Origin of the sequence: Streptomyces liliiviolaceus (assembly GCF_018070025.1) — a bacterium.
Lineage (GTDB): Bacteria > Actinomycetota > Actinomycetes > Streptomycetales > Streptomycetaceae > Streptomyces > Streptomyces liliiviolaceus.
On sequence record NZ_JAGPYQ010000001.1, the window covers coordinates 3,624,108 to 3,647,943 of the forward strand.

At 72.7% G+C, this 23,836-nt stretch carries 21 protein-coding genes and 1 riboswitch; of the genes, 9 read left to right on the forward strand and 12 right to left on the reverse strand.

Annotated elements, in window-relative coordinates:
- Nucleotides 1–71: 71 nt before the first annotated feature.
- From pknB to thiO, 4 genes are all read right to left on the reverse strand, one after another.
- Nucleotides 72–1,994 carry a Stk1 family PASTA domain-containing Ser/Thr kinase gene (gene pknB / locus J8N05_RS15835; protein ID WP_210883396.1) on the reverse strand — a complete coding sequence of 641 codons (1,923 nt, stop codon included), beginning with the start codon at nucleotides 1,992–1,994 and terminating at the stop codon, nucleotides 72–74.
- A gap of 142 nt (nucleotides 1,995–2,136) precedes the next feature.
- Entirely contained in the window at nucleotides 2,137–2,931 is a 795-nt protein-coding gene (locus tag J8N05_RS15840; protein ID WP_210883399.1) for a thiazole synthase, read from the reverse strand.
- A gap of 3 nt (nucleotides 2,932–2,934) precedes the next feature.
- Nucleotides 2,935–3,141 (reverse strand): sulfur carrier protein ThiS, encoded by a 207-nt coding sequence (gene thiS, locus J8N05_RS15845; protein ID WP_210883402.1) that lies wholly within the window; start codon nucleotides 3,139–3,141, stop codon nucleotides 2,935–2,937.
- On the reverse strand, nucleotides 3,138–4,346 hold the full coding sequence (gene thiO / locus J8N05_RS15850) for a glycine oxidase ThiO (RefSeq protein WP_210883404.1): 1,209 nt from the start codon (nucleotides 4,344–4,346) through the stop codon (nucleotides 3,138–3,140). The genes thiS and thiO overlap by 4 nt, the downstream gene beginning before the upstream one ends.
- Nucleotides 4,344–4,457: riboswitch (TPP riboswitch) on the reverse strand. Its footprint overlaps the gene before it by 3 nt.
- A 51-nt stretch (nucleotides 4,458–4,508) precedes the next feature.
- Between thiO and J8N05_RS15855 the strand changes: the two genes are divergently transcribed.
- From J8N05_RS15855 to J8N05_RS15880, 6 genes are all read left to right on the forward strand, one after another.
- Nucleotides 4,509–4,853 carry a hypothetical protein gene (locus J8N05_RS15855; RefSeq protein ID WP_210883406.1) on the forward strand — a complete coding sequence of 115 codons (345 nt, stop codon included), beginning with the start codon at nucleotides 4,509–4,511 and terminating at the stop codon, nucleotides 4,851–4,853.
- A 79-nt stretch (nucleotides 4,854–4,932) separates the two neighbouring features.
- Nucleotides 4,933–6,162, forward strand: coding sequence for an NAD(P)/FAD-dependent oxidoreductase (locus J8N05_RS15860; RefSeq protein ID WP_210883410.1), 1,230 nt, complete (start codon nucleotides 4,933–4,935; stop codon nucleotides 6,160–6,162).
- 354 nt (nucleotides 6,163–6,516) lie between these two features.
- On the forward strand, nucleotides 6,517–6,888 hold the full coding sequence (locus J8N05_RS15865) for an Rv2175c family DNA-binding protein (RefSeq protein WP_210883412.1): 372 nt from the start codon (nucleotides 6,517–6,519) through the stop codon (nucleotides 6,886–6,888).
- Nucleotides 6,889–7,006: 118 nt separating this feature from the next.
- Complete coding sequence (gene thiE / locus J8N05_RS15870) at nucleotides 7,007–7,657, forward strand: thiamine phosphate synthase (RefSeq protein ID WP_210883415.1); 651 nt, start codon at nucleotides 7,007–7,009, stop codon at nucleotides 7,655–7,657.
- A 134-nt stretch (nucleotides 7,658–7,791) separates the two neighbouring features.
- Complete coding sequence (gene metF, locus J8N05_RS15875; RefSeq protein WP_210883417.1) at nucleotides 7,792–8,715, forward strand: methylenetetrahydrofolate reductase [NAD(P)H]; 924 nt, start codon at nucleotides 7,792–7,794, stop codon at nucleotides 8,713–8,715.
- A 56-nt stretch (nucleotides 8,716–8,771) separates the two neighbouring features.
- On the forward strand, nucleotides 8,772–9,761 hold the full coding sequence (locus J8N05_RS15880; protein ID WP_210883420.1) for an SCO2102 family sporulation regulator: 990 nt from the start codon (nucleotides 8,772–8,774) through the stop codon (nucleotides 9,759–9,761).
- Nucleotides 9,762–9,803: 42 nt separating this feature from the next.
- On the opposite strand, the gene J8N05_RS15885 is transcribed toward J8N05_RS15880, so the two are convergent.
- From J8N05_RS15885 to J8N05_RS15905, 5 genes are all read right to left on the reverse strand, one after another.
- On the reverse strand, nucleotides 9,804–11,318 hold the full coding sequence (locus J8N05_RS15885) for a phytoene desaturase family protein (protein ID WP_210883423.1): 1,515 nt from the start codon (nucleotides 11,316–11,318) through the stop codon (nucleotides 9,804–9,806).
- A gap of 70 nt (nucleotides 11,319–11,388) precedes the next feature.
- The gene (locus tag J8N05_RS15890; protein WP_210883425.1) at nucleotides 11,389–12,006 is read right to left on the reverse strand and encodes a DUF4126 domain-containing protein; all 618 of its coding nucleotides are present in this window, start codon (nucleotides 12,004–12,006) and stop codon (nucleotides 11,389–11,391) included.
- Between the two features lie 433 nt (nucleotides 12,007–12,439).
- Nucleotides 12,440–13,081 (reverse strand): TetR/AcrR family transcriptional regulator, encoded by a 642-nt coding sequence (locus tag J8N05_RS15895; protein ID WP_210883427.1) that lies wholly within the window; start codon nucleotides 13,079–13,081, stop codon nucleotides 12,440–12,442.
- 11 nt (nucleotides 13,082–13,092) lie between these two features.
- Nucleotides 13,093–15,183, reverse strand: a complete 2,091-nt coding sequence (locus J8N05_RS15900; RefSeq protein ID WP_210883429.1) for a YhgE/Pip family protein — start codon at nucleotides 15,181–15,183, stop codon at nucleotides 13,093–13,095.
- On the reverse strand, nucleotides 15,155–15,934 hold the full coding sequence (locus J8N05_RS15905) for an ATP-binding cassette domain-containing protein (protein ID WP_210890206.1): 780 nt from the start codon (nucleotides 15,932–15,934) through the stop codon (nucleotides 15,155–15,157). Before J8N05_RS15905 ends, J8N05_RS15900 begins: the two co-directional genes overlap by 29 nt.
- A gap of 211 nt (nucleotides 15,935–16,145) precedes the next feature.
- Here J8N05_RS15905 and J8N05_RS15910 point away from each other — a divergent pair, with 211 nt between their 5' ends.
- From J8N05_RS15910 to J8N05_RS15920, 3 genes are all read left to right on the forward strand, one after another.
- Nucleotides 16,146–16,766 (forward strand): SAV_6107 family HEPN domain-containing protein, encoded by a 621-nt coding sequence (locus J8N05_RS15910; protein WP_247706295.1) that lies wholly within the window; start codon nucleotides 16,146–16,148, stop codon nucleotides 16,764–16,766.
- A gap of 257 nt (nucleotides 16,767–17,023) precedes the next feature.
- On the forward strand, nucleotides 17,024–17,851 hold the full coding sequence (locus J8N05_RS15915; RefSeq protein WP_210883432.1) for a class I SAM-dependent methyltransferase: 828 nt from the start codon (nucleotides 17,024–17,026) through the stop codon (nucleotides 17,849–17,851).
- 275 nt (nucleotides 17,852–18,126) lie between these two features.
- Nucleotides 18,127–18,531, forward strand: coding sequence for a DUF3040 domain-containing protein (locus J8N05_RS15920; RefSeq protein WP_189779038.1), 405 nt, complete (start codon nucleotides 18,127–18,129; stop codon nucleotides 18,529–18,531).
- A 308-nt stretch (nucleotides 18,532–18,839) separates the two neighbouring features.
- On the opposite strand, the gene J8N05_RS15925 is transcribed toward J8N05_RS15920, so the two are convergent.
- The 3 genes from J8N05_RS15925 to J8N05_RS15935 are packed head-to-tail and all read right to left on the reverse strand — an operon-like array spanning nucleotide 18,840 to nucleotide 23,724.
- A complete protein-coding gene (locus tag J8N05_RS15925) occupies nucleotides 18,840–21,338 on the reverse strand; it encodes a transglutaminase TgpA family protein (RefSeq protein WP_210883434.1) in 2,499 nt (832 codons plus the stop codon).
- Nucleotides 21,335–22,687: a DUF58 domain-containing protein gene (locus J8N05_RS15930; RefSeq protein ID WP_210883437.1), complete on the reverse strand. Its 1,353-nt coding sequence runs from the start codon at nucleotides 22,685–22,687 to the stop codon at nucleotides 21,335–21,337. Before J8N05_RS15930 ends, J8N05_RS15925 begins: the two co-directional genes overlap by 4 nt.
- A complete protein-coding gene (locus tag J8N05_RS15935) occupies nucleotides 22,687–23,724 on the reverse strand; it encodes an AAA family ATPase (RefSeq protein ID WP_210883440.1) in 1,038 nt (345 codons plus the stop codon). Before J8N05_RS15935 ends, J8N05_RS15930 begins: the two co-directional genes overlap by 1 nt.
- Nucleotides 23,725–23,836 lie beyond the last annotated feature (112 nt).

Sequence of the window (23,836 nt, forward strand, 5' to 3'; positions counted from 1 at the left end):
CCTCCAAGGGTGTCACGCGGTCCCGGCAGCCCCGTCGGCGGCCATGTCCCCGGAAGCCCGACGAGCCGGGCTCAGCGGATCTTGATGGTGATCTTCGATCCCTTGGGCGCCTGCTCGCCGCCCTCGACCGACTGGCTGTCGACCGTGTCACCGAAGAGCCCGAGCAGACCGCGGTCCTCCTCGACCTCGAACCCGGCGTCCTCCAACTCCTGCTTGGCGTCGTCGACGCTGTCGCCCACGACGTCCGGGACCTCGACCAGCGGCGGGCCCTTGGAGACCGTCAGCTTGACGGTGGCGCCCTGTGCCACCTGCTTGTCCGGAGCGGGCGTCTGCTCGGCGACCTGACCGGCCTCGTAGTCCGAGGTGATCCGCCCGGAGGCGACCTCGACCGTCAGACCCGCCTCCTCCAGCTCCTGCCTGGCGTCCTCCACGTCGTCGCCGCGCACGTCGGGCACGTCCACCGGGCTGCCCTTGCTGACGACGAGGGCGATCGCCGAACCGCCGCGGCGCTCGGTGCCCGCCCCCGGCTTCGTGCTGATCACCTGGCCCACCACGACGTCCTCGCTGAAGGCCTTGGTGACCATGCCGGCCGCCAGCCCTTCCTTCTCCAGCCGCTCCTTGGCCTTGCTGAGCACGAAGCCCTTGAGGTCCGGGACCCGCACGGTGTTGGGGCCCTTGGAGATCGTCAGCGTCACGGAGCCGTTGTCGCGGATGCGGGTGGTCGGCTTCGGGTCGGTGCTGATGACCCTGCCGAGCTTGACGGTGTCGCTGTACGCCTTCTTCGTCCTCACGTCGAGGCCGGCGCCCTCGATGCTCTTCCTGGCCTCGGCCTCCGTCTTGTCCAGCACCGCGGGGACCTCGGTGAACTGACCGGAGTTGATGTACCAGACCCCCGCGCCGACGCCGAGGATCAGCAGTACCGCGGCGACGATCGCGAGCACACCCCGTCGGGGCGCCCTCATACGGACGCGCCGGGGCGGCTCGGGAGGCGGGGACGGCAGGAAGCTCGTGCGGTGCAGCTCCGCGTCGTCCTCGTTCACCGGGAGGAGCCGGGGCACCGACAGAGAGCGCGGGATCACGCTCGTACGGTTGTCGGCGCCGGACCGGTCCCCGGCGAGGGCGCCCGGCGGCACGGCGTCCAGCTGGTCGTCGCTCAGGGCGTTGCGCGCGTCCAGGGTCAGGGCGAGCAGCGCCACCGCGTCGTACGGGCGGACCCCGGGGTTGCGCGCGGTCGCCGAGGTGACCAGCTCGTCGAGTTCGTAGGCGAGGTCCGGCACGAGCGCCGACGGGGCGGGCACGTCCTCGTGGAGGTGCTTGTAGAGCACCGCGGCGGGCGAGTCGCCCGAGTGCGGACGGTCGCCGGTCAGCATCTCGTAGAGGAGGATGCCGCACGCGTACACGTCCACGCGGGGGTCGGCCGTGCCGTGTTCTATCTGCTCCGGCGCGAGATACGACACCGTGCCCAGGACGGCGCCCGTGGTGTGGGTGACCGTGTCCACGGCCCGTACGAGACCGAAGTCCGCGACCTTCACCCGGCCGTCGTCCCCTATCAGGACGTTCTCCGGCTTCATGTCGCGGTGTACGAACCCGGCGCGGTGCGCGGCGCCGAGCGCGGCGAGGACCGGCTCCAGGATGTCCAGCGCGGCCCGCGGCTGGAGCGCCCCCCGCTCGCGCAGTACGTCACGAAGGGTGCATCCGGCCACGTACTCCATCGCCAGATAGACGTACGGGCCGTCGGTCCCCTGGTCGAAGACCTGCACCACGTTCGGATGGGCGAGCCTGGCCACCGACTTGGCCTCGCGGATGAAACGGTCGACGAACGAGACGTCGGCCGCCAGGGTCGGATGCATCACCTTGAGCGCGAGCACCCGGTCGAGACGGGTGTCCACGGCCCGGTAGACCGTGGCCATCCCGCCGACCGCGATGCGGGCGTCGACGCGATACCGACCGTCGAGCACATGCCCGACCAAGGGGTCTTGAAGGGTCGTATCCACGCAGGTGAGTGTACGAGCCACCACTGACGGAGCCGCCCGTGCGGGCGATTCCGGGGCGGTACTGAAGCCGACCTGTGACGCACCTCGCACCGGCCGCACCGCCCTGCGGCGCCTTGATACGGACGGATGTTCAGGCCAATGGTCAGAAAGCGGGTCGTTCCGGGTCGAGCCGCGCGATTCCGTCCGTCGGGGACGAGGCCTCGGCGAAGTGACGGCGCGGAATCCGCCCCGCCCGGTACGCCAGGCGCCCGGCCTCGACCGCGTGCCGCATGCCCTCGGCCATGAGGACCGGCTCCTGCGCCCGGGTCACCGCCGAGGCGAGCATCACCCCGGCGCACCCCAGCTCCATGGCGAGCGCCGCGTCCGACGCCGTGCCCGCCCCCGCGTCCAGGATCACCGGCACGCGCGCGTGCTCCACGATCAGCTGGAAGTTGTGCGGGTTGCGGATCCCGAGCCCCGAGCCGATGGGCGACCCGAGCGGCATGATCGCGGCGCAGCCCACGTCCTCCAGCTTCCGGGCGAGGACCGGGTCGTCGTTCGTGTACGGGAGGACCGTGAAGCCGTCGTCCACGAGGGTCTCGGCGGCGTCGAGCAGCTCGATCGGGTCGGGCAGCAGGGTGCGCTCGTCGGCGATGACCTCCAGTTTGACGAGGTCCGTGCCGAGCGCCTCGCGCGCGAGACGGGCCGTCAGGACGGCCTCCCCGGCGGTGAAACAGCCCGCGGTGTTGGGCAGTACGCGGATGCCGAGCCGGTCGAGCACGGACAGCACCGAGCCGTGCGACCCGGGGCTCACACGCCGCATGGCGACCGTCGTCAGCTCCGTGCCGGACGCGACGAGCGAGCGTTCCAGGACGTCGAGGCTGGGGGCACCGCCGGTGCCCATGATCAGACGGGACGTGTAGGACGTACCGCCGAGGACGAAGGGGTCGTCGGCCATGGGTCAGCCTCCTTGGACGGCGGTGAGGACTTCGACGCGGTCTCCCTCGCGCAGGAGGGTCGTCGGCCACTGCGTGCGCGGGACGACGGTCTTGTTGAGGGCTGCGGCGACACCGGAGGGGGCCGCGCACAGAGCGGTCACGAGGGCGTCGAGAGCGGTGTCGGCGGCCAGTTCCCGCCGCTCCCCGTTGACGAGGACGGTCACGCTCATACGGGCTGCTCCGTGAGTGCGGCGGCGTCGAACCGGCCCGGGGTGAACGGACGCGCCACCTCCGGGAGTTCACCGGTGGTCAGGGCATGCGCCAGGGCGTCGCCGGTGACCGGGGTGAGCAGCACGCCGTTGCGGTGGTGGCCGGTGGCGAGGAGCAGCCCGGGAAGCCCGGTGGGACCGAGCAGGGGCGCGTTGTCGGGGGAGCCCGGGCGCAGTCCGGCGCGTGTCTCGGTGAGCGGCAGCTCGGTGATGCCGGGGACGAGTTCGTGGGCGTCCCGCAGCAGTTCGTACACACCGCCCGCGGTCACCGTGGTGTCCCAGCCCAGCTCCTCGCTGGTCGCGCCGACGACCAGCTCGCCGTTCTCGCGCGGCACGAGATAGACGTGGCTGCCGCGGACCACGGCGCGCACGGTCCGGCTCAGGAAGGGCGCGCTCGGGCCCTTCGACGTGGGGGCGGGCTCCGGCATGGCCAGCCGCAGCACCTGCCCCTTCACGGGCCGCACCGGCGGCAGTACGTCCTCGGGCACCCCCGCGAGACGTCCGCTGAGGCTGCCCGCGGCGAGGACGACCTGCCCCGCGGACAGTCCGGTGCCGTCCGTTGTGACGACTCCGGCCGCGCGGCCCCCCGCGACGGTCAGGCGCTCGGTCCACGTCCGGTGGAAGGCCACTCCGGCCCGTTCGCAGGCCGTGACCAGGGCCGCGGCGAGCCTTCGCGGATCGATCTGGTGGTCGCCGTCCACCCGCAGTCCGCCGCGCACCCCGGGCGCGAGCATCGGCTCCAGACGGCGGCACTCGCGGCCGCTCAGCCACTCCGACTCCAGGCCCGACCGGCTCTGCAGGGTGTGCAGTTCGCGCAAGTGGGCGCGGTCGTCGGCGTCGAGCGCGACGGTCAGCGTGCCGCACCTGCGGTAACCGAGGTCCTGGCCGGCCGCCTCGGTCAGCTCCGCGACGAAGTCCGGATAACGCTGCGCCGAGGCCAGGTTGAGGCCGAGCAGGGTCTCCTCGCCGTAGTGCAGCTCGGTGACGGCGGCCAGCATCCCGGCTGCGACCTGCGCGGCGCCGCCGCCGGGTTCGGGATCCACCAGCGCGGTCGTCAGCCCGCGCTGCGCGGCCCGCCAGGCGGTGACCAGACCGATGATCCCGCCTCCGACGACCAGGACGTCGGTGGTCGGGGTGCTCGGGGGTGCTTGCGGTGTACGCGACATGGGCGTCCAGCCCCTCCCTTCGCCGGCATGACCCGGATCAGGTTCGTACGGTCGGAGGCCGTCCCAGCCTCCCTCTCAGCCCGGTGCGCCCGGGCTCCCGCGAGTGCTTTACGTTGGCCACCCTAACTCTTCGTCCCGCACCCCAGTAGGGAGCCTCACGGCATGGCCCGCTCGCTCGACGGACTCGTTCTCGCCCCCGTGGCCGACCAGGCACCGGGCCAGGTGGGTACCCGCACCCGGTTCTCGTACCACGAGCAGGGCGGCGTGATCTGGGCCGAGTACACGGGCGGCGACGTCGTGCGCGGCCACCTCGTGGGCACCCGCGCGGGCGACCGGCTCGACTTCCGGTACGTACAGCTGAAGACGGACGGAACCACCTCGTCCGGACACTGCGCGTCCCAGGTCGGCGAGACCTCCGACGGCCGGGTGCGGCTGACGGAGACCTGGGAGTGGGAGTCCCAGGAGGGCAGCGGGACGAGTGTGGTCCAAGAGGTCGCCCCGGGCTGACGCCGTGATCCGGCGTTGTGCAACAGCTCACCGACCGCGCCCCTGACCGACGATTTCACCGACTGTCTATGGTGACCGAGTGAGCGAGCTGACACAGGAAACGGGCCCGGCGGCGCGCGTACGCGTCGTGATCGTCGGCGCCGGCATGGCAGGGGTCCAGACCGCCGTCGCCCTGCGGGAACAGGGATTCCCGGGCAGCGTGACCCTGATCGGCGCGGAACCCCACCAGCCGTACGACCGCCCGCCGCTGTCCAAGGCCGTCCTGCTCGGCAAGGCCGAGGGATCCGCCTTCGACGTCGACTTCGAGACCCTCGACGTGGAACTGCGCCTGGGCCTCGAAGTGACCGGCGTCCGCCCGGACGCCCGCGAACTCGACACGGCCGGGGGACGCGTCCCGTACGACGTCCTGGTCCTCGCCACCGGAGCGGAACCCGTCCGGCTGCCGGGCGCCGACGGCGTACCCGGGGTCCATCTGCTGCGCACCCTCGACGACGCCGAACGGCTGCGGCCCGTCCTCGCCCGGCAGCACGACATCGTCGTGGTGGGCGCCGGGTGGATCGGCGCGGAGTTCGCCACGGCGGCGCGTGAGGCGGGCTGCTCGGTGACCGTCGTCGAGGCCGCCGGCCGACCGCTCGTGGGAGCGCTGCCGGAGGAGGTGGCCGCGCCCATGGCCGCCTGGTACGCCGACAGCGGGGCGTCGCTGCGCACCCACGCGCGCGTGGAGCGCGTCGAGCCCGGCGCGGTGGTGCTGGACGACGGCTCGCGGCTGCCCGCGGGCGCCGTGGTCGTCGGGATCGGGGCGCGGCCCGCCACGTCCTGGCTGGCCGGTTCGGGGATCGAGCTCGGCGCCCACCGGGAGGTTGTCGCGGACGACCATCTGCGCACCTCCCTGACGGACGTGTACGCGGTCGGCGACTGCGCGTCGTTCCCGTCGGGCCGGTACGGGGAGCGGCTGCTGGTCCACCACTGGGACAACGCGCTCCAGGGGCCGCGCACGGTCGCGGCGAACATCGTGGGGGAGACGCCCGCGCCGTACGACCCGGTGCCGTACTTCTGGTCCGAGCAGTTCGGCCGCTTCGTCCAGTACGCGGGGCACCACGGGGACGCTGACGCGCTGCTGTGGCGGGGGGATCCGGCGGGGCCCTCCTGGTCGGTGTGCTGGCTCCGGGAGGGGCGGCTGGTGGCGGTCCTGGCGGTGGGGCGGCCGCGGGACCTTGCGCAGGGGCGCCGGCTGATCGAGTCCGGCACCCGAATGGACCCGGACCTCCTGACGGACCCGTCGCGCCCCTTGAAGCGGGCGGCGCTCTAGCCGACGGTTCGTCGTCCGCGGCCCCGGTGGGGGCGGGCCGCGCAGTTCCCCGCGCCCCTGAAAGGCGGGGCTGCGCCCCGGCCTTTCGTTCTTGGGGGCGCGGGGAACTGCGCGCTCAGCCCCCACCGGGCCGCAGACGACGAGCGACCGGGGGTTGAGGGGCGCGGGGAACTGCGCGCTCAGCCCCCACCGGGCCCGCGGACGGCGAACGACCGGGGGGTTAAGGGGCGCGGGGAACTGCGCGACCGGCCACGGACGGCCCGTACCCGACGAGCCGCCGTTGAGCCGCCCGGTCCAGGGCCGGGCGGACCGCCCGGGTACCGGCTGTCAGTGGGAGATGGCAGGCTTGTACCCGTGACCGAGATTGACGCAAAGATCGATGCTCTCGTCCCCGCCTGGCTCACCCTCCCCGACATCGCCGAAAAGTTCGGCGTCGAGGTGACGCGCGTCCGGCAGCTGGTCAGGGAAGGCCAGCTGATCGCCGTACGCCGTGGTGAGAACCGCGCGCTGCACGTCCCCGCCGCATTCATCGACGTGGACGAACAGAAGGTCGTCAAGGGCCTCTCCGGCACCCTGACGCTCCTGCGGGACGACGGCTTCAACGACGAAGAGATCCTGGAATGGCTCTTCACCCCCGACGAGAGCCTGCCCGGCACCCCCGCGCAGGCTCTGAGTGAGAATCGCGGCACGGAGGTGAAGCGCCGCGCCCAGGCGCTCGCCGTCTGACCCGAGGACACCGCACAACCGCAACGCCGCACGGCGTACGGGCCGCGGGCCGCGGGCCGTGAAGACAGGACCGGGCCCGCGGCCCGTACGCCACCGACACCACACGGGGGACCCACGCATGCCCGAATCCACCGCACGCGCGCAGCTCGCCGACGCCCGGGTCTACCTCTGCACGGACGCCCGCAGGCGCCAGGGCGACCTCGCCGCCTTCCTGGACGCGGTCCTCGCGGGCGGCGTGGACATCGTGCAGCTGCGGGACAAGGGCATGGAGGCGGCCGAGGAGCTGGAGCACCTCGCGGTGTTCGCGGACGCCTGCCGCCGGCACGGCAGGCTCCTCGCGGTGAACGACCGCGCCGACGTCGCCCACGCCGCCGGAGCCGACGTCCTGCACCTCGGCCAGGGAGACCTCCCCGTCCCCGCGGCCCGCGCGATCCTCGGCGACGAGGTCCTGATCGGCCGCTCCACGCACGCGGGACCGGAGGCCTCGGCCGCCGCCGTCCAGGACGGCGTGGACTACTTCTGCACCGGCCCCTGCTGGCCGACCCCCACCAAGCCCGGCCGCCACGCACCGGGCCTCGACCTGGTCCGGCACACGGCCGCGCTCGGCACGGACCGCCCCTGGTTCGCCATCGGCGGGATCGACCTCGGCAACCTCGACGAGGTGCTCGAAGCGGGCGCCCGCCGCGTCGTCGTCGTACGGGCGATCACCGAGGCCGACGACCCCGGCGCGGCGGCGGCGGAGTTCGCCAAGCGGCTCCGGGCGGCGTGAATCGCACGCTCCGTGCCCGCCGATCCAGGATCGGTCGAGCGCCGGTTGTCCGAGGAGTGGACAACAAGTCGACAAATCGGGCAAATTCTCCACATCCGGTTGGGGGACCGTCTCCCCCTGGCTAACCTGCGGGTATGGCCCTCGGATCTGCTTCCACCAGGACTGACCGCGCACGCACCGTGCGCGACATGCTCGCGACCGGCAAGACGACCTTCTCGTTCGAGTTCTGGGCGCCGAAGACCGAAAAAGGCGAGCGGAACCTGTGGAACGCGCTGCGCAGGGTCGAGGCGGTCGCCCCCAGCTTCGTCTCCGTGACGTACGGCGCGGGCGGCACCACCCGCGCCGGCACGGTCAAGGCGACCGAGCAGATCGTCGCCGACACGACGCTCACCCCGGTCGCCCACCTCACCGCGGTCGACCACTCCATCGCGGAACTGCGCAACATCATCGGCCAGTACGCGGACGCCGGGATCCGGAACATGCTCGCCGTGCGCGGCGACCCGCCCGGCGACCCCATGGCCGACTGGGTGGCACACCCCCAGGGCCTCACGTACGCGGCCGAACTGGTCCGGCTCATCAAGGAGTCCGGCGATTTCTGCGTGGGCGTCGCCGCCTTCCCGGAGATGCATCCGAGGTCCGCGGACTGGGACGCGGACGTGACGAACTTCGTCGACAAGTGCCGGGCCGGCGCCGACTACGCGATCACGCAGATGTTCTTCCGCCCGGACGCCTACCTGCGACTGCGTGACCGGGTCGACGCGGCGGGCTGCGATACGCCGGTCATCCCCGAGGTGATGCCGGTGACCAGCGTGAAGATGTTGGAGCGATTGCCTCAACTCAGCAACGCCTCGTTCCCGGATGCCCTGAAAGAGCGGATCCTCACAGCCAAAGACGATCCGGCGGCTGTACGCTCCATTGGCATCGAGTTCGCCACGGAGTTCTGCGCGACGCTGCTGGCCGAGGGAGTCCCCGGACTGCATTTCATCACGTTGAACAACTCCACCGCGACGCTGGAAATCTACGAGAACCTGGGTCTGCATCACCCACAGCAGGCCTAGACCGGTCGCATCGTGATACGACACACTGCGTAGCGGCATCTGGGAGAGGGGCGTACATGGGCTGGACGGTCCTCTACATCGCATTCGGCATCGTCGCGCTGTGGCTGCTGGGCGAGGTGCTGCTGCAGTACAAGGCGCGGCTGCGCTGGCGGCTGCTGGCCTTCGGCGGCTTCCTCGGGGTGGTCCTCGGTGTCCTGATCCCGTCGGTGGTGGTCATCGGTCTCGGTGCTGCCGCCTTCGCCGTCGGGCAGACGTACGTCACGCTGTCGTTCCGCAGCGGCTTCGCGGCCGGCTGGGCCGTCGCCGGACGGCCGGGCATCACCAAGCGCCGCCGCGGCGAACCCGACCGCCAGGAACCGACCCTGGAAGTCACGGACCTCCAGGCGGGACAGAGCGGAACGTATCCTCAGGACGACTTCGGCCGCGGCGAGAGCTTCGGCGCGGACGACGCCTTCGGGCGCGAGGAATCGGTTTTCGGGCAGCGCCCGACGAACGCCGCCGAGTCCACCGCCGTCTACGAGCCGCAGCCGCTGCCCGACGAGACCGGCCAGTACGGCGTCTACAGCGAAGCCGCCTACGCGGCGGCCGCCGACGCCGCGTACGCCGCCTCCGCCCAGGCACAGGCGCAGGGCGGCCAGACCGACCAGGGCCAGTCCCAGGACCAGTTCGCCCAGAACTACGGGTACGACGGCTACTCGGGCTACGACCAGCAGCAGTACGGCTACGACACCGGACAGCAGCAGTACGCCGCCTACTCCGACCCGTACGTCGGCTCGCAGTCCTACGACGCCGCCTCCTACGGCCAGTCCTACGACAGCTCGCAGCAGCAGTACGGGCAGCAGGGACAGCAGGGCTACGAGCAGGACCAGTACGCGGCGGGCGCCTACAACGGCGGCGAGAACACTCCGCCCGGCGGGGTCTGGGTGCCGCAGCAGCGGACCACCGAGGACCCGTACGGCGGCGAACTTCCGCCGGAGCAGCCGTATCCGTACGAGGGCAACGGCCAGCAGCAGGGCGGGTACGACGGGCAGCAGTACCGGTACTGACTCCCGTACCGGTGCCGTCTCAACCGGGCGGCACCGCCACCGTCACTGCGAACCCCTGAAGTCCGGCCCCTCCACGATCAGTCCGGCGACCAGCGACCCCGACATCCCGGCGTGCGGAAGCCCGCCGCCGGGGTGCGCCCAGCCGCCGACCGCGAACAGCCCCGGTATGCGGGTGGTGTTGCCCGGCCGCAGGCGTGCGCCGCCCTCGCCGGCCAGCGCGGGAGCGGGCACACCGCCGCCCCGGGCTCCGGTCTCCCGCTCCGTGTGCAGGGGCGTCCGTACCTCGCGCCACAGCACACGCCCGCGCAGCTCCGGCACGGCCCGCTCCGCGGCGGCGACCATACGGTCCGCGAAGGCGTCGGCGGCACCGGCCGCCGCCCAGTCGTGGTGCGCGAGGGACGGCACCGTCGCCGTGAGCACCACGGACTCGTGGGCGTAGTCCGGGCGCAGCAGCGGATCGTCCGGGCGGTCCACCCACACCGTGGGCCGCGGCGCCGCCGCACCTGCCGTGAAGGTGTGGTCCAGCTCCTCGGCCCGGTCCGGTGCGTGCACGACCGTGCGGTGCGCGGCGCCCGCCTCGCGCTGGCCGCGCAGGGCGAGGCAGACCACGACCTTGCCGCAGGACGGGGGCGCGGGCCGCGGCCCGGGTGCCTCGCCCCCGTGCAGATCGTCGCGGCCCGTCAGGCTCTTCAGCAGCTCCGGCGGACCGCCCACCACGAAGTCCGCCTCGGTGACGGTGCCGTCGCGCAGCTCCACGCCGGTCGCCCGGCCGTCCTTCTCGGTGACCGCGGCGACCTCGGCCCCGAAGACGAACTCCACCCGCCGGGCCACGCACCGCTCGTGCACGGCCCGTGCCAGCTCGCGGATCCCGCCGCGCACGTACCACGCGCCGAAGGCGTGCTCCATGTACGGCAGGACGGCCGCGCTCGCAGGGACCGCGCGCGGGTCGAGGCCGTACGCCAGCGCGTAGCTCTCCAGGAGGGCGGCGAGGCGGGGGTCGCCCAGCTCCCGGGCGCCGACCTCCGCGAGCCGGGTCGCCGTACGGGTACGCAGCAGGCGCCGCTGCCGCAGCGCGGGGTAGGGCTCGCGCTCGCCCAGCACCTGCCAGTCGGCCCACAGCGGCTCTTCCAGGAGCGGTCTGCGCGTCCGGTCCCAGGCCTCGCGGGCCCGCACCAGGAAGTCGCCCCAGCGCTCACCCGCGCCCGCGCCCAGGGCCCCGTCCAGGGCCGAGACGACGCCCGCGCGCGAGGCGTTGGGCAGCGAGACCTCCGTGCCGTCGGCGAAGACGTGCCGCGCCGCCGGGTCGACCTGGACCAGGTCGACGCACGCCTCCAGGGGCTCCTTGCCGGTCTTCACGAACAGATCGCGGTAGACCGCGGGCAACTGGAGCAGCCCGGGGCCCGTGTCGAAGGAGAACCCGTCGCGCTCGAAGCGGCCCACCGCTCCGCCGTACGTCGCCGCCCGCTCGTACACCGTCACCCGGTGGCCCGCGACGGCCAGCCGGGCAGCGGCCGCCATCGCGCCCATCCCGGCGCCGATCACCACAATCCGTGCCATGCCAGGGACTTTATCGGCCGCCACCGACAACGGGCCCGCGGCCCCGGGAGCCCGCCGGGATCGGCCGGGGTCAGCCGGGCGGTGGCGGCCCGAGCCGGTCCACGAGCCGCTTCTCCTCGCGGCGCTGGGCCCGGCGCCGCAGGAACCGTTTGATCCGCGAGACCAGGAAGTAGAGCACCAGCAGACCGGCCAGCAGCAGGACACCCGCGATGATCGCCGCGGCCTCGGGGTGGAACATCGCGAAGGTCAGGATCCCGGCGACCCCGAGATCCTCCGCGGTGCTCATCACGACATTGCTGAACGGTTCCGGCGAGGTGTTGATCGCCATCCGCGTCCCGGCCTTGACGGTGTGGCTGGCGAGGGCGGAGGAACCGCCGATCGCCCCGGCCGCCAGCTCGGACAGCGAACCGCTCTGCCCGGCGAGCAGCGCCGCGACGACGGCTCCCGACACCGGGCGGATCACCGTGTGCACGGTGTCCCACACCGAGTCCACGTACGGGATCTTGTCGGCGAAGGCCTCGCAGACGAACAGGACGCCGGCCACGACGAGGACTTCAGGACGCTGCAGCGACTCGGGGACCTCGTCGGTCAGGCCGGTCGCGCCGAAGAGGCCGAGGAGCAGCACCACCGCGTACGCGTTGACACCGCTGGCCCAGCCGCTGGTGAACACCAGGGGGAGTACGGACACGGACGCGATCGTAACCAGTCGGCAACGGCGCGTCCTGGGCATGAGCGCGCAGGGCTGAGTACGCGTACCTAGGGAGTGAGTTGAGTACGCGCGCGGATGGGTTCCCACCTGCGCGAACGAGAGAGTGGAGGCACGGAAAGGGGCGCGGCTCCGGTACCGCCGACACGGGGCGGCGGAACGGCGCGGCGCCCTCTACCGCTCCTTCCGCCGATCACTCGGCGGGAGCGAGGCACGGGGGGCCCGAGGGAGACCGGAACGGGGGGAACCGTCGGGGACCACCGGGGGATGTACGGGGGGAAGCACGGGGGAGCACAGGAGGGGCGCCGGTCAGGCGTGGCCCGCGGGGGACGCGGCCACTCCGGACTGGCGCCCCTCCTGTTGCTGCCGTCTCCGCCGTGTCTGCTGTCTCGGCCGTGTCCGCCGTGCCGCTGTGTCACCCGGGTCCGAGGCGCCCGCCGCCGACCCTTCCCTGGAGCAGCAGGGACAGCGCCGCGTGGACGTCGTCCAGGGTGCGCTGCGGCTGGAACGCCTGCCAGTCCAGAGCCGCCACCAGCACCATGCCGACCAGCGCCGCCGCCGTCAGCGGGGTGTCGATCTCGTCGCTCAGTTCACCGCTCGCGATCCCGTCGCGCAGGACGTCCTCGACGACCGCGACGGCCTGCTGCCTGACCACCATCAGCGTGGACTGCCAGGCGCGGTTGGTGCGCCACAGCTCCGCCACGTACAGCTGGGTGAAGGCCGGGTAGCGGCCGATGAAGACGAGACCCGCCCGGATCATCGCGTCCAGTGCGTCGACCCGGCTGCCGCCCTCCTCGTCGGTCCTCTCGACCGCCTCCCGCAGCGAGGCGGTGAGCAGTCCCACCCCGTGCCGGAGCAGCTCTTCGAAGAGGACGGACTTGCTCGCGAAGTTGTAGTAGACCGTGCCCTTCGCCACTCCGGCACGCTCGGCGATCTCGTCCACGGTGGTGGCGGAGAAGCCCTGTTCGGCGATGAGGGTCACCGCCGCCTCGTAGAGCTTCTGCCGGGTCGCCTGCCGCCGGCCGCCGCCGCTGTCCACCGTCCTGCTGCTTTCCATGGCCCCGATTGTCACAGGCTCAGCTCCGGGTGAAGTCGATCCAGGGTCCACACCTGCCGGCGCCGCGCGGACACCGCGGTGAGCGCGAGGGCCCCCAGGGTGAAGGCGACGAGGACGGCGCACGCCTGCCAGACCGGTCCCAGACCGCCGCCCGTGATGAGTCTCCTCAGGGCGTCGACGACGTGACTCATCGGCATGAAGGGGTGGATCGCGTTGAAGAAACCCGGGCTGGTCTGCACGGGATACGTGCCGCCGGCCGAGGTCAGCTGGAGCATCAGGAGCGCGAGCACGAGGATCCGCCCGGCCGCTCCGAAGCGTGCGTTGAGCCACTGCACGATCGCTGCGAAACAGGCCGTCACCAGGAACAGGAAGGCCACCGTCCCGGCCGCCCGCACCGCCTCCAGACCGATCGCCCAGTGCAGTACGGACATCAGCGCGACCGTCTGCAGCACTCCCAGGGCGGCCACCGGCAGCCAGCCCGCCAGCGCGATCCGCCAGGCGGGGGCGCCCGCGGCGAGCGCGCGCCGGTTGAGCGGCGGGATCAGCATGTAGGCGACCATCGCACCCACCCACAGGGAGAGCGGAATGAAGTACGGGGCGAAACCGGTGCCGTAGTTGGGCGCCTTGTGCAGGTCCTTCGAAGCGAGCTGCACGGGGTCGGCCATGACCCCGGTGCGCTGATCACGGTCCTTCTTGTCGTAGTCCGGGATCTTCCCCGCGCCGTCGTGGAGGCCGCCCGCGAGCTTCCCCGAGCCGTCGGTGAGCTTGTACATGCCCCCTTCGAGGTCGCTCGCTCCCGTCCCGAGCCGGCCGATCCCGCTGTCGAGGTCGGTCGCGCCCTTCTTGGCCGTGCCGAGCCCCGTGTGCAGGGTCTCGGCCCCCTTGGCGACCTTCCCGGCCCCCTTGTTGAGCTGGTTGATCTTCGAGACGGCCGTGGCGAGGTCCTCGGACAGATGCGGGGAGCGGTCGGCCAGCGCCCGCGCCTGCTTCTCCAGGGTGGCCAGATGCTTGTCCAGCGTCTTCAGGTCGCCGTTCTGCCCGGCCACCAGGGTGTCGACGTCGTCGGCGACCTCCGCCACGTCCGCCGCCGCGTCCCTGGCCTTCTTCAGGTCCGGGCAGGCGGTGTCGGGCAGCGGCAGGTCCTGGTCCTCGCAGCGCGCCTCGTAGACGCCGTTCAGCGTGTCGGAGGCGGTGTGCGCACTCCTGGCGGCGGTCGGCGCGGTCCTCGCCAGCGTGTCGAGGTTGTCGCGGACGACCGAGGCGGAGTCCGCGACGAGCCGGGCGGTGTCGCCGATCTCCTTCTCGTTGTCCTTCAGGAAGGGCCCCACCTCGTCCGCGACGCCGTTGACCTTGTCCGCGAGGGTCTGCGTGCCCTCGGAGACCTGCCGTGAGCCGTCCTCCAGGTCGCCCGCTCCCGTGTCGAGCTTCTTCAGCCCGGCGGCGAGCCTGCCGCTGCCCTTCTCGGCGTCCGCGAGGCCGTCCGCGAGGTCCTTCGAGCCCTTCTTCGCCTTCCCGATGCCACCGGAGAGGGTGTCGGCCCCCTCGGCGGCCTTCTGGGTCTTGCCGTGGAGGTCGGAGAACGAGATGTAGATCTTGTCGAGGAACGACCGTGCGGCCTTGGTCGAGGCGGCCGTGCGCACCTCGCTGAAGACCGTCCGCGAGATCTGCCCGACGATGTAGTTGTTCGCGTCGTTCGTACGCACCTGGAGGGCGCCCGTCTCCGGGGAGTCGCCCGAACTGGAGGCGATCCTCCTGCTGAAGTCGGACGGCATGGTCAGCGACAGGTAGTAATCGCCGTTCTCGACCCCCTCACGGGCCTCGGCCGCGCTCACCTCGTGCCACTCGAAGGTGTCGCTCCTGCGCAGCCCCTTGGTGATCTCGTCGCCCAGCACGACCTTCTCGTCGGCGGCGGTGGCTCCCCGGTCGTCGTTCACCAGCGCCACGGGGATGCGGTCGAGACGGCCGTACGGGTCCCAGAACGACCACAGGTAGAGGGCGCCGTACAGCAGGGGCAGCAGCAGGAGCGCGGCCAGCGCCGCGCGCGGGAGCCTGCCCCTGCCGAAGCGCCTGAGCTCAAGCGCGGCCAGTTTCGGCGAGCGCATCCACCGTCTCCTTGTCGTGGTCGTCGGGCCGGTCCAGGTCGTGGGCCGGTGTGTCGGCGGATCCCGTGGACACCACGACCGCGCCTTCGGGGGCCTCGCTGCACACCGCCACGACCGTGGTCCCGGCCTCGGTCAGGGACCGCAGCAGCGCCCAGACCTCGGTCCGTTCGGCGTCCGGGAGCTTCAGGTCGGTGTCGTCGATGCCGAGCAGCCGGGGGCGGCCGATCAGGGCGAGGGCCACGGACAGCCGCAGCGCCTCCAGGCGCTCCAGGTCCCGAACGGCGGTCCTGGAACCCTTGGGCAGGGTCGCCGGGTCGAGTCCGGCGGCGGCCAACGCGGTGTCGACCCGCAGCCGGGCCTCCGTCAGCCGCTCCTGCCGCGGTCGCAGCAGCCCGCGCACGGAGCCGCCGAACCGCCGTTGCAGCAGTGCGCGCTCCCGGAGGTGCTCGGCGACGGACAGCGCGGGCTCCAGGTCGGTGACGCCGGGCACATGCGCCGGCGCGCTGACCCGGCGGACCGCCGCCATCTGCTTCGGCAGCTCGAAGAGCCCCACTCTCGCGTGTCCCTCGGTGGGCTTCATCCGTCCGGTGAGCGCCAGCAGCAGACACGTACGGCCCGAGCCCGACGGTCCCTCGACCGCGATCAGCGAGCCGGGCTCCGCGTCGACGTCCACGCCGCGGAACGCCCAGCCGCGGGGTCCCCTGAGCCCGAAGTCCTCGGCCGTGACGCCGAGTCCGTGCGGACCGTCCACAACTTCCCCCACCCTCCGGGTCCTTCGGCCGTTTCTCGCACCGGCCGAAGCGCAAAGTTTTTGAACTGACTGGTCAGTGCAAAAGCTACTCCGAACCTTTGAGCGAAGCAAAAGCGCAGGTCAGAACGGATTGTCAGTGGCATACCGCACGATAAGCACATACGGCATCTCCCGTCGGAGTGTGCCGTCACACGACGACAGGAGGTTCGTCATGGCCAGCTCATCCGCAGCCGCCGCCCGTCGGCGCCGCGCCACCGGCCCTGCCCCCTCACTGACCGGACCGGCGAGCGACGTGCATCCCGTGCTCCGCCGTTCCACGGCCCCGCCCGCCGCCCTCGATCTGCTCGCCCAGGCTCGCGCCGGACTCGACGAGGCGGCCCTGCTGGAAATGCCGAACGACCGGTACGCGACGGCCCATCTGGCCGCCCTGCGCACCGCCGCGGCCGTGCTCGCCGCCCGCGGCCGGCCCGAGACCACCGAGAGGCGCCGGGCCAAGATCCGGAGCGCTTGGGAAGTGCTGCCCGAGATAGCGCCCGAACTCGCCGAGTGGAGCGTGCTGTTCGCCTCGGGAGCCCGCCGCCGGGCCCGCGCGGAGGCCGGCATCCAGGGCGCCGCCAGCATCCGGGACGCCGACGACCTGCTGCGTGACGTGGCGATGTTCCTCCGCCTCGTCGAACGCATGCTGGTGCTCCAGCCGGTGCTGCCGCAGCCGCGGCACGAGGGCGGGCAGGGAGGGCAGGGCGGGCATGGTCTCCAGGGCGGTCAGGCCGCCCTGGAGACCCGGATCGTGCCGGGGCCCCGGGACGTGACGGACGTCCCGGACGCGGGCTGATGACGATGAGGGGGCCTGGACCCGGACCCCGTCCGGCTGTCCACCCGGCTGCCCAGCCGTGGTTCCCGGCCGGATGCCCGCCGGGGCGTCCGGGCCGGTGAGGGGCGTGCGTCCGGCGCGCGAGACGGGGGGCCGGGCAGCGGGCGTGAGGCAATAGGGTTGGGATGCCTGAATCTCCCCGGCGCCGGACACGGCGGGGGAGGTATGCCCATCGCTCCGCCGTACCGAGGCGGTGCCGCGCCGAGGAGTCAACTGCCGTGTCGGACCCGATGCGCCCGCCCGTCTCCCACCGCCGCCCTGAATCGGCGTCGCCGCGCTCCGGCCCCTCCAGTCCCCGTGCCTCGCTCCGTACGGCCGTGGTCTGGGACGTTCTGAAGGACGCCCTCGACCGCCGGGTCAAGGCCACGGGCCGGGAGTCGCTGGACGTGCTCGACACCGGAGGCGGCAGCGGCAACTTCGCGGTGCCCGTGGCCCGGCTCGGCCACCGCGTCACCGTCGTGGACCCCAGCCCGAACGCGCTGTTCGCACTGGAGCGCCGGGCCGCCGAGGCGGATGTCGCCGACCGCGTCCAGGGGGTCCAGGGCGATGCCCACGGCCTCTTCGACGTCGTCGAGCGCGGCGGCTACGACGCGGTGCTGTGCCATGGCGTCCTTGAGTACATGGACGACCCCGCCGAGGGCCTGCGCAACGCCGTCGGCGCGCTGCGTGCCGAGGGCGTGCTGAGCCTGCTCGCCGCCGGACTGGGCGGCGCCGTGCTCGCGCGGGCCCTCGCCGGACACTTCACGGAGGCCCGCCAGGCCCTCAGTGACCCGGACGGCCGCTGGGGCGAGGGTGATCCTGTTCCGCACCGCTTCACGGCCGACCAGCTCACCGCTCTGGTCGAGGCCGCGGGCCTCGGCGTGGCCTCGGTGCACGGCGTCCGGGTCTTCGCGGACCTGGTCCCCGGGGTCCTCGTGGACACCGAGCCGGGCGCCCTGGACGCCCTGCTGAAACTGGAGACCGCGGCCGCCGAACTCGCCGCCTTCCACTCTGTTGCCACGCAGCTTCATGTGCTCGGTGAGACGCGGGAGTCGCACGAGGGGTGAGCCGCCACCCGCGTCGCACCGCTGATCAGGGGCGCGACAGCAGATGGAGTACGCCACAGGCCCCCCGATCGGGCGCTCGGAGCCGTATGATCGGGGGAGACCGTCCGGCATGACGGGCCGGTCGCTGGGGAATCTACGCCTCAGTGGATCGGAAAGCCATGGCGGGTTCCGGTTGGCGAATTGGCGCAGAGGGGCGGGTTTCACGGGGGCGATTCCCTGCCTATCCTGAAGGGGACCCCCGGTCGCCCCGGCGACTGCACGATGAGGAGGACGCCGTGCCGCTCTCGGAGCACGAGCAGCGAATGCTCGAGCAGATGGAGCGAGCGCTGTACGCCGAAGATCCCAAGTTCGCGACAGCGCTTGAGGGAAGCGGGCTGCGTACGTACACCCGGCGACGGGTCTACCAGGCGGTCGCCGGCTTCCTCGTAGGTATCGCGCTCCTCATGGCCGGAATGGTCGCACAGCAGATCTGGGTCAGCGTGGTGGGTTTTCTCGTCATGCTGGGCTGCGCGGTGCTCGCCGTCACCGGTTGGCGCAAAGCCCCCAAGCCGGGTGAACAGCCCGCGGCGGGTGCGCCGGGTGCTCCGCAGGCCCGTCGTCAGGGTCGGCAGCGGCGCTCCATGATGGACCGCATCGAACAGCGCTGGCAGCGGCGCCGTGACGAGCAGGGCGGCCAGTAGCCCACCGGGTTCAGGCCGAGCAGACGCACGCAAGAAGGGGTGACCACCGCCGAGGTGGCCACCCCTTCGGCGTGCCCGCCGCCGGTGTGGCCGGCCGCCCCGCCCCGACGGTCGGCGTGAAGCCGCCCGGCTTCCGTGCCGCCCAGCGCCAAGCCGCCCGGCGAGACAGCCGGCCGAACGCCGCGCCCGCCCGGTGAGACAGACCGCCCACCAGCGCCGGGCCCGCCCGGCGCGGAGCCGTGACGCGAGGAGGGGCGCCGACCCGGTCCGGGTCGGCGCCCTCCTCGCTGCCTCGGTTCGGCAGTCGGTCAGCCCCCGCTGCCGCCCTGTTCCGACGGGCGGCGGAGCAGGGCCGTCCAGCGGGCCGCGGCGCGGTACTTCAGCGCGTGCCACCTCGCGGAGGCCGCCCACACCACCCGGACGGACGAGCGCGGTGCGAGCAGTGCGCGCAGGCGCGTGCCGCGGCTGGCGGTGGCCCGCAGGCCCTGGGTCATCCGGCGGACATCGGCGCTCAACCCCGGGGTCGGCCGGGGGGCAGGCGCGTACAGGACCTGCTCCACCGCGTCGGCGATCCGGTGGACGGAGGCCGCGGCCTCCGGCTCCAGATGCCCGACGCGGACGATCCGCGCCGCCGCCTTGCGCGGAGTCTGCGACTCGTCGGGCGGAATACCGAAGTCCCACGCCGTGTCACTGACCTCCTGCCAGGCCTCCAGCGCGACGGCCGCGGTACGGGCCTCGCCCCGGCCGTGCGATTCGAGCCGGACGTCCCGCGCCCCGCCGGCACCGTCGTCCTGCCCGGCCGCCGACGCGGCCCCTCCGGTGTCCGCGGTGAGCCAGTTGTGCGAACCGAGCCGCACCGACCGGGTCCGCATCCGCCACAGCATCGGCAGCAGCGGCAGCGTGCCCACGGCGAGTCCGCCCGCGAGCCACAGGAGCAGGGACAGCCACCACGGCGGATCGTCGTTCGTCGCGCCGAACGCCGCCTGCGGGGAGTCGCTGGCGCAGGGCTGCTCCAGCTTCTTCTCGGCCGCCGAGCACTCCTCGCTCCCCGAAGGGGCGGCGGAGGGCGCCGTGGACGAGGAACGCGACGGCGCGTCCGGGTCGGGGACGGTCGCGCCGGGCGTGTCCGTGCGGGTGTACTCGGGGACCGAGCCCCGGTTCGGCGTCGGCTCGAAGCGGGTCCAGCCCACGCCCTCGAAGTACAGCTCGGGCCAGGCGTGCGCGTCCCGCAGGCCCACCGACATCGTGCCGTCCGACTTGGGCGAACCGGGCGTGAAGCCCACCGCGACCCGGGCCGGTATGCCCAGCGTGCGGGCCATGGAGGCCATCGCGAAGGAGAAGTGGACGCAGAAGCCCTCCTTGTCCCTGAGGAAACGCGCTATCGCCTGGGAGCCGCTGCCGACCTTCACCTCCGTGTCGTACGTGAAGCCGCCCTCCAGGGCGAACCAGTCCTGCAGCTTCACCGCGCGCTCGTAGTCGTTGGCCGCGTCCGCCGTGATCTCCCGTGCCGTCGTGGCCACCACCGGCGGCAGCGAGTTCGGCACCTTGGTGAACTCGCGCCTCAGCACCTCCGGCGCCTCGGGCGCGTTCGCGAGCTGATCCGCGGTCGGCTGCACGATCAGGCTCTTGACCGTGTACTCCTGGCCGCGGGTCGTCTGGCCGTGGTCGCCGACGAGCGTGCGGCCCACCGGCTCGAAGCGCCACTTGCCGTTGATGCCCACCTGGCTGGCCGGGTAGGGCAGCGGCAGCCAGTCCTGCGCGTACCAGTCGGCCGCCGAGATCCTCGTCTGCACCTCGGTGCGCTGGACGTCGTCACTGAGGCCGGGCGGTGTCGGGAACGACCCCGGCACGTCCTCGACATGACGCTTCGCGGGCTTCCACGCCGTGCCGTCGAACTCGTCGAGCGAGACGATCCGCAGATAGAGGTTCTGCGTCTCCTCGGAGTTGGTGCGGTAGGACATGACCTCGCGGTCCTCGTCCACGTTCAGGCTGTCGCTGAGCGAGACCAGCGGGTTCACCGCGGAGATCGTGTTGCCCCCGCCGGAACCCGCGGCGACGCCCGTGCGAGCGGCGTCCAGCAGCCCGCCGTCGAGCGCGGGCAGGGCGAGCGGGACGACCAGTGCGACGCCGAGCGCGACGGCGCCGATGCGCCGTCCCGTACGGACCGGCGCGGTCGGGCTGCCCGAGGGATCCCCGCCCGGTGTGCGGGGCCCGCCGCCGAAGACGCGCCCCCACTGCGAGAGCCGGTCACGTCCCTCGGCCAGCAGCAGCACCAGATATCCGGTGGCCGCCAGCAGGAACCAGATCCATCCGGCGCCGCCGTCCGCGAGACCCGCGGCGACGGAGTACAGCGCGAGCAGCGGCAGCCCGGCGGGGGCGGCGCTGCGGAACGTCACCGCGAGCGCGTCCACCGCGAGGCCGATCACCACGACCCCGCCGACCATCATCAGACGGATGCCGTCGGAGAGCGGCGCCGGGATCGAGTACCTGCTGACGTCGTCGGCGCCCGCCTGCAGCAGCTCGCCGAAGTAACGGAAGACATCGGGGCCGGGCAGCAGCCCGGCTATGGCGTGCTCCCGGGCGAACGACAGGGTCAGCAGCATCAGGGTCACGAGTGCCTGGACCGCGATCGTCAGCGGCCGTGCGAGCGGCACCCGCCGGGCCGCCGCGCCCACCGCGGTCTGCACCGCGACCAGGAACGCCGCCTGGAGGAACCAGCTCGCCGGATCGACCAGCGGCAGCAGCGCGCAGGACGCCATCAGGGTCGCCGCCGCGGCGCACAGCGCCAGTCGCGCGCGCCCGCTCATGAGAGACCGCCTCCCGCCGTGCTGCCCGTGGACGCGACCCCGTTGCGCTGTCGGTCCGCCTCCCGCCACAGGTCGGCCAGGCCGACGCCCGGTGGGACGGCCACAGCGGTCCAGCCCGCCTCACGCAGCATCCGAAGCCACTCCTCGCCCTGTTCGTCGGGGGTGCCCCGCACCCATGCCCCGCTGTCCAGCAGGAAGGCGATCGCCCCGCCACTGCGCTGGCGCATCTTGGCGAGCACCGACGCCTGCTCCTCGTCCAGGTCGCCGAGGAAGGCCACCAGCAGTCCTTCGTTGCCGCCGCGCAGCACTTCGTACGCCCGGGACAGGCCCGTACCGTCGGAGTGGTCGATCACCGCGAGGGTGTCCATCATCAGCCCCGCCGCGTCCGCCGACTCCTGGCTGGCCCCGGCGAACCCGTCGGCGCCCTCGCCGGGCACCGAGGTCCCGGTGTCGGTCAACAGACGTACCGAGAAGCCCCGTTCGAGCATGTGCACCAGCGTCGACGCGGTGCCGGAGACGGCCCATTCGAAGGCCGAGTCGGGGCCCGCGCCGTCGAAGGCGATGCCCCGGGTGTCGAGGAGCACCGTGCAGCGGGACCGCTGCGGCTGCTCCTCGCGGCGCACCATCAGCTCGCCGTACCGCGCGGTCAGCCGCCAGTGGACCCTGCGCAGGTCGTCGCCGTAGCGGTACCCGCGCGGGATCACGTCGTCCTCGCCCGCCAGCGCGAGCGAGCGCTGCCGCCCGTCGCCGTACCCCTTCGCCTCGCCGGTCAGCCGGACCGGCGGCAGGGGCTCCACGCGCGGGACGACGGTGAGGGTGTCGAAGGTGGAGAAGGAACGGGTCAGCTCGCACATGCCGAAGGGGTCGCTGAGCCGCAGTTGCAACGGGCCCAGCGGGTAGCGCCCGCGCAGGTCCGAACGCACGCGGTACGACACCTCGCGCCGGCCGACCGCCTCGACCCGGTCCAGGACGAAGCGGGGCCGCGGCCCCAGCACGTACGGCACCCGGTCCTGGAGCATCAGCAGCCCGGTGGGCAGCCGCGAGACGTTGTCCATCCGCAGATGGACCCGTGCCTCGGAGCCGGCCGGCACCCGCGCGGGGGAGAGCCGGCGGCTGCCGGCGACCCGGTAGCGCGTGCGGTACAGCACGGCCGTGCAGATCAGCGGCAGGACGGCGAGCAGGAGTCCGACCCGGAGCAGATCGCTCTGCCCCAGGACGTACGCGCAGACGGCGGCCGCGATGCCGGCGGCCAGGAACGACCGCCCGCGGGTGGTGAGCCCGGCGAGAGCCGTGCGCATCCCGCCCCGGTCCTCCTCCGCGGACGCCGCGGGCATCCCCCCGCCCGTCATCACAGCCTCCGGGGCGGCTGCTGGCCGAAGGCGGACGTGCCCCGGCCCATCGCCGGGCCGCCCGGCGCCGGGGGCGCCGCGGGCACGGCCGTGCGCTGGAGGATCTCCAGGACGACCTGCTCGGCCGTACGACGGTTCAACTGGGCCTGGGCGGTGGGCAGCAGCCGGTGTGCCAGGACCGCCACGGCGAGAGCCTGCACGTCGTCCGGCAGTGCGTAGTCCCGGCCGCTCAGAGCGGCGGAGGCCTTCGCGGCGCGCAGCAGATGGAGCGTCGCGCGCGGCGAGGCGCCGAGTCTCAGGTCCGGGTGGCTGCGCGTGGCACCGACCAGGTCGACCGCGTACCGGCGGACCGGTTCGGCGACGTGGACCGTGCGGACCGCGTCGATGAGCTTGACGATCTCGTGCGCGTGCGCCACCGGCTGCAGGTCGTCCAGCGGGGAGGCCCCGCCGTGGATGTCGAGCATCTGCAACTCGGCGTCGGCGCTGGGATAGCCGATGGAGACCCGGGCCATGAATCGGTCCCGCTGCGCCTCCGGCAGGGGATAGGTGCCCTCCATCTCGACCGGGTTCTGCGTGGCCACCACCATGAAGGGGCTGGGCAGCTCGTAGGTGTGCCCGTCGATGGTGACCTGGCGCTCCTCCATGGACTCCAGGAGCGCCGACTGGGTCTTGGGCGACGCGCGGTTGATCTCGTCGCCGATCACGATCTGCGCGAAGATCGCCCCCGGTTTGAACTCGAACTCCCTGTTCTGCTGGTCCCAGATGGACACCCCGGTGATGTCCGAGGGCAGCAGGTCGGGCGTGAACTGAATACGTCGCACCGAGCAGTCGATGGACCGCGCGAGTGCTTTGGCCAGCATGGTCTTGCCGACGCCGGGGACATCCTCGATGAGCAGATGTCCCTCGGCGAGCAGTACGGTCAGCGAAAGCCGTACGACCTCAGGCTTGCCCTCGATCACTTCCTCCACCGAACTGCGGACTCTCTCCACAGTGGCGGTCAGATCTGTGAGGCTCGCTCGATCGTCATAGGTCGTCACCCGGCCCTCCTCGGCCCGTTCTTTCTCCGGGCCGACACGCTGCGATGCGAACCGGCCCACCCCGAACACGGACGCCACGCGTGAAAAGTTCCGCGCGACGCCACACACGCAT

Coding starts and splice junctions, on each gene's coding strand:
- J8N05_RS15925 (WP_210883434.1), bottom strand. CDS start 21,338: ATGAGCGGGCGCGCGCGACTGGCGCTGTGCGCCGCGGCGGCGACCCTG.
- thiE (WP_210883415.1), top strand. CDS start 7,007: ATGCCCGAATCCACCGCACGCGCGCAGCTCGCCGACGCCCGGGTCTAC.
- J8N05_RS15880 (WP_210883420.1), top strand. CDS start 8,772: ATGGGCTGGACGGTCCTCTACATCGCATTCGGCATCGTCGCGCTGTGG.
- metF (WP_210883417.1), top strand. CDS start 7,792: ATGGCCCTCGGATCTGCTTCCACCAGGACTGACCGCGCACGCACCGTG.
- J8N05_RS15910 (WP_247706295.1), top strand. CDS start 16,146: ATGGCCAGCTCATCCGCAGCCGCCGCCCGTCGGCGCCGCGCCACCGGC.
- thiO (WP_210883404.1), bottom strand. CDS start 4,346: ATGTCGCGTACACCGCAAGCACCCCCGAGCACCCCGACCACCGACGTC.
- J8N05_RS15895 (WP_210883427.1), bottom strand. CDS start 13,081: ATGGAAAGCAGCAGGACGGTGGACAGCGGCGGCGGCCGGCGGCAGGCG.
- J8N05_RS15930 (WP_210883437.1), bottom strand. CDS start 22,687: ATGACGGGCGGGGGGATGCCCGCGGCGTCCGCGGAGGAGGACCGGGGC.
- J8N05_RS15855 (WP_210883406.1), top strand. CDS start 4,509: ATGGCCCGCTCGCTCGACGGACTCGTTCTCGCCCCCGTGGCCGACCAG.
- J8N05_RS15885 (WP_210883423.1), bottom strand. CDS start 11,318: ATGGCACGGATTGTGGTGATCGGCGCCGGGATGGGCGCGATGGCGGCC.
- J8N05_RS15840 (WP_210883399.1), bottom strand. CDS start 2,931: ATGGCCGACGACCCCTTCGTCCTCGGCGGTACGTCCTACACGTCCCGT.
- J8N05_RS15900 (WP_210883429.1), bottom strand. CDS start 15,183: ATGCGCTCGCCGAAACTGGCCGCGCTTGAGCTCAGGCGCTTCGGCAGG.
- thiS (WP_210883402.1), bottom strand. CDS start 3,141: ATGAGCGTGACCGTCCTCGTCAACGGGGAGCGGCGGGAACTGGCCGCC.